Annotated in this window: 3 protein-coding genes; 1 reads left to right on the forward strand and 2 read right to left on the reverse strand. The window is 59.6% G+C overall.

The features are described from left to right. On the forward strand, positions 1–372 hold a 372-nt coding region (locus ACIQ36_RS19015), incomplete at its 5' end, for a hypothetical protein (RefSeq protein WP_395832276.1). Here ACIQ36_RS19015 and ACIQ36_RS19020 read toward each other — a convergent pair. Beyond that, complete coding sequence (locus ACIQ36_RS19020) at positions 369–1,031, reverse strand: protein phosphatase CheZ (protein ID WP_395832278.1); 663 nt, start codon at positions 1,029–1,031, stop codon at positions 369–371. The genes ACIQ36_RS19015 and ACIQ36_RS19020 overlap by 4 nt on opposite strands. A 140-nt stretch (positions 1,032–1,171) precedes the next feature. Next, positions 1,172–3,685: an EAL domain-containing protein gene (locus ACIQ36_RS19025; protein ID WP_395832280.1), complete on the reverse strand. Its 2,514-nt coding sequence runs from the start codon at positions 3,683–3,685 to the stop codon at positions 1,172–1,174. Positions 3,686–3,972: the final 287 nt, after the last annotated feature.

The raw sequence follows: 3,972 nt of genomic DNA on the forward strand, positions 1-3,972 counted from the left end.
GGCAGAAAAATGGGCAAAAAATGCGCCTACACCAACGATAACGATCAAAAACCCCGAAGGACAGGCCAAATTAAACGGTTATTGCGGGTGTCCAGCTTTGGCCTATCGGCAGGGGCAACGCTTGTTTTGGCCCACGGTCTCGGCTGGTCGGTCTCGACCCTGTTCGAGCTTTCGGCGCAAAACTTCCTAGGCGGTTATGTTGTGGCGCTTATTGCCGGGGCGCGCCTGCTCAAGGGTCGTTTAACGCGCGCCGCGTTAGCGCTGCTCACGCTCGGTTTTGGGATATTTCTCGCCAGCTTCGGGGCGAGCTTGATCTATGCCGCGTTCAGCCTTGTGGCAGGGTTCCTCTTGGCACCCCGCCAGCGTGCTTAGCGGAAGAAGTCGTCGATTTCGTTCTGACTGACGGCCGCGCCGGGCAGTTGCGGGCCGTTCAGCAAATCGGCTTCGTCACTCGCACCGGCGCGTTCTTCTTCGGCGGCCCCGGCCGTCATCTGACCAATTTCGCTCGCGCCCCAAATGCGGATCATGTTTTCGATGCGCGTTTCGATATAGGTCAGCATACGCACGATTTTGCGGATCCGCTGGCCGGTAATATCCTGAAAGTTGCACGATTCATAAATCGTGATCACTTCGTTATTGATCTCGGTGATCTTTGCCGCGCGCTCTTCCGGATCATCGATTTCGCGCAAAGCTGCCGAGAGCGAATCGATATTCTCGGCGGCTGTCATGATGTTATTGGTCGCGTCTTCAGTCTGCTTGACCACCGCATCCAACTCGAAATTCGCCGACTGGAAGTTGCCACCATCCGTCTGCACACTGATCAGCGCAATCTCGCGCTTGGTGTTCAGAATATGTTTGGATAGTTCTTCCAGTTCGCGGGCCAAGTGTTTGGCCTCCTCGAACTTCTTCTCGTTGATTGTCAGTGCAGCGACTTTGAGGGTTTCGCGGAATTCCGAAAACTCCTTATGCAGCCCTGTTCCAATTTGAAGCAAGGAGCGAAGGATATCTTCGTTCGTAATCGTCCGGCTCATTCTCTCTGCCTCTATCGGCGTTCTGCCGCTGGATATTGCGCTGCACACGGCATTCTGTCGATTCCCTATAATCGGGAATGATCTGATTAATCATAGGGGAAGCCGCCCAAAGGCGCATCCCGATTATTACACCCGTCGGCTTAAAGCACCGCTTCGGTCTCCTCGCGTGCCGGCATAAGCAAGCGTTCGATGGTCAGCGGATCGCGGGGGCGCCCAAAATGGTAGCCCTGGCCGTACATACACCCGAGTTGTGCCAAACGAATGACATCATTGGCCGTTTCCACCCCCTCGGCAATCACTTCGCAGCCGAGGCCGCGGCCGAGTTCGGCGATCATGCGGATGATAAGGCCATTTTCTGGGCGTTGGCGCATGGCCCGCACGAAGGATTGATCGATCTTGACGGCATCGAAGCGGAACTGATGCAAATAGGACAGCGAACTATACCCGGTTCCGAAATCGTCGATGGCGAGGCGCAGCCCCATCGCCTTCAAGCGGCTGAGGATCGACAGCATGCCGTCGACGTCGTCAAGCACCACGCTTTCGGTGATTTCGAGCTTCAGCGCGTCCGCAGGGGTTTGGCGGTGGCTGAGGATCTCGGCGACGCGCTCGACAAAATCCGCCTCCTGCATCTGCACGCCGGAAACATTCACATTGATGAACATGCCCGCCGCATCGGGCAGAAAGCGCCGCCAGCGATTGACCTGCTGGCAGGCTTGATCGAGCGCAAACAGGCCCATCGGAATAATCAGTTTGCTTTCTTCGGCCAGCGGAATAAAGCGCATCGGCGAGACCAAGCCCATCGTGGGATGGTGCCAGCGCATCAGCGACTCAAAGCCCACCAACCGCCCGGAGACGAGATCGACAATCGGCTGATAATGCAGTTGCAATTGATCGCCCGCCTCAATGGCGGTGCGCAAATCCTGCTCCAGCGCCAGCGGGTCGACGCCGTCGTCCATCCCGTTCGCGGTAAACAGGGCTACGCTTTTTTCGGCGTCGGTGCCGGGGCGGTTAAGCGCGCGCGAGGCATCGCGCAATAGCTCTTCGGCGCGCTGATTACCGGTCGGCATCGCCGCGCCAATCCGCGCAGTAACGTAGAGCCCTTGCGCGCCGGGCAGGTCGATGGCGGCTTTCAGGGCCGTATGGATGGCGAGCGCCTTATGGCCAATCGCGTCTTCTTCGCAAACGCCTTGCAGCAAAAAGCCGAAGCTCGCCCCTTCCAATCGCGCCAGCGTGTCGGACGCGACGAGGGTTTGCGCCAAGCGCTCGCCTATTTCGCGCAACAGATGATCGGCCTGGGTTGGCGTCAGCGAGTTGGCGAGGCTCGCAAAGCGGTTCACTTCCACGACGAGAACGGTGCAGGAGGCAATCGTTCCGTCAGACCGGCGCAGGGTTTGCGCCAGACGGTCCATAAACAGCGCCCGGTTGGGCAGGCCCGTGGTGGCATCGTAGAAGGCGTCGTGCAGAACCTGCTGTTCCGCCTGTTTGCGCTCGGTAATATCGGACTGCGAGCCGACGATTCGCGTTGCTCGCCCGCTCAAGGGGTCGCGGATGGTCAAGCCATGGCAGAGCATCCAGCGTTCCGAGCCGTCGGTATGGCGAATGCGGTATTCGATTTGGAACGGCTCTTCTTCGCTCGCGATCTGCGCTTCGACGGCGGCTTGCAGCCAGATCAGATCGTCGGGGTTGACCCGGCTAAACCATTCGTCCGGGTCGGTACCCACATCGGCGGCGGAACAGCCGATCATCTCTTTCCAGCGCGGCGTGAAGAGAATGGAATTGGTGCGAACGTCCCAATCCCACAGCCCATCCTTGGCCGCCATGATAGCCAGCGCATAGCGCTCTTCGCTGGCCCGTAAGGCCTCTTCGGCTTCTTTGCGGGAGGTAATGTCGGACTGAGAGCCCGCCATTCGCGTCGCCGTGCCGCCTTCGCCGCCGCCTAAGGCCGTGCCCCGGCACAGAACCCAGCGCACATCGCCATTTGCATCGCGCACCCGATATTCGATGCGGAAGTCGCGCGAGGGGTTTTGCACCTGCTCGTCTAGCGTTGCGTCCACCCAATCGCGGTCGTCGGCCAGAACGCAGGAAAGCCAATCTTCGATCACGCAACTGCTGCTCTCGGGCGGCAGGCCCATCATGTCGGCGAGGCGCGAGGAATAGCGCACGAGGCCCGACGCTAAATCCCAATCCCACAGCCCATCATTCGCACCGAGCGCAATGAGGGCATAGCGTTGTTCGGCGGTAATGCGCGCTTCCCGCACTTCCACCCGGCTATTGAGCAGCATCAGGCCCGAGCGTAAGCGCGACACCAGTTCGGCGCGGTCCAGCGGCAGGGTGATGATTTCATCAAACCCGGTTTCGATAGCCTTTAAGCGCAAATCGCTTCGGCTCGCCGGGGCCGCTAAAATCAGCGCGGGGTGGGGAACATCATCGGGCGGTTGATGCTTGGGTAGGGCTAAAACCGCCACCTCATTCAGCGGATCGACGGCGGCCATAATAATGCCTTCCCGGGCCAGCGCCTTGGGGTCGGCCGGAACGGCGGACAAAATGGTCAAGGATTGCAGGGCCAATTGTCCCGAGGCGACAACCTCTTCAACCAGCGCAACCGCGCTGGCGGGAAAGCCAATGACCGTGAGGGGAAAACCGATCACCGTCATTCGCGCGCTAGTTCCTGCCCCATGGCCATAAAGATACTCACCTCACTACCCGCAATTCGCGGCAATTCCCATCAAAGCTGCCCCATTTATGGGGCGACGGCAAGGGGAAGCCGGCGCCTAAGTGTGGATTATGGAGGCTTTTGTCATACGGAAATCGGGTGCAGCGGTGCCCGCCCGCCCAGAACCGCCGCAAGATTATCCAGCGCGCGCATGCCCATCGCCGTGCGCGTTTCAATTGTGGCGCTGCCGAGGTGGGGCAGGGGAAAGACATTCGGCAGCGTGCGATA

It is taken from the genome of Elstera sp. (genome assembly GCF_044372965.1).
Classification (GTDB): Bacteria; Pseudomonadota; Alphaproteobacteria; order Elsterales; family Elsteraceae; genus Elstera.

Excerpts from the sequence above, each read along its gene's own strand:
- ACIQ36_RS19020 (WP_395832278.1), bottom strand. The coding sequence starts at position 1,031 with ATGAGCCGGACGATTACGAACGAAGATATCCTTCGCTCCTTGCTTCAA.
- ACIQ36_RS19025 (WP_395832280.1), bottom strand. The coding sequence starts at position 3,685 with ATGACGGTGATCGGTTTTCCCCTCACGGTCATTGGCTTTCCCGCCAGC.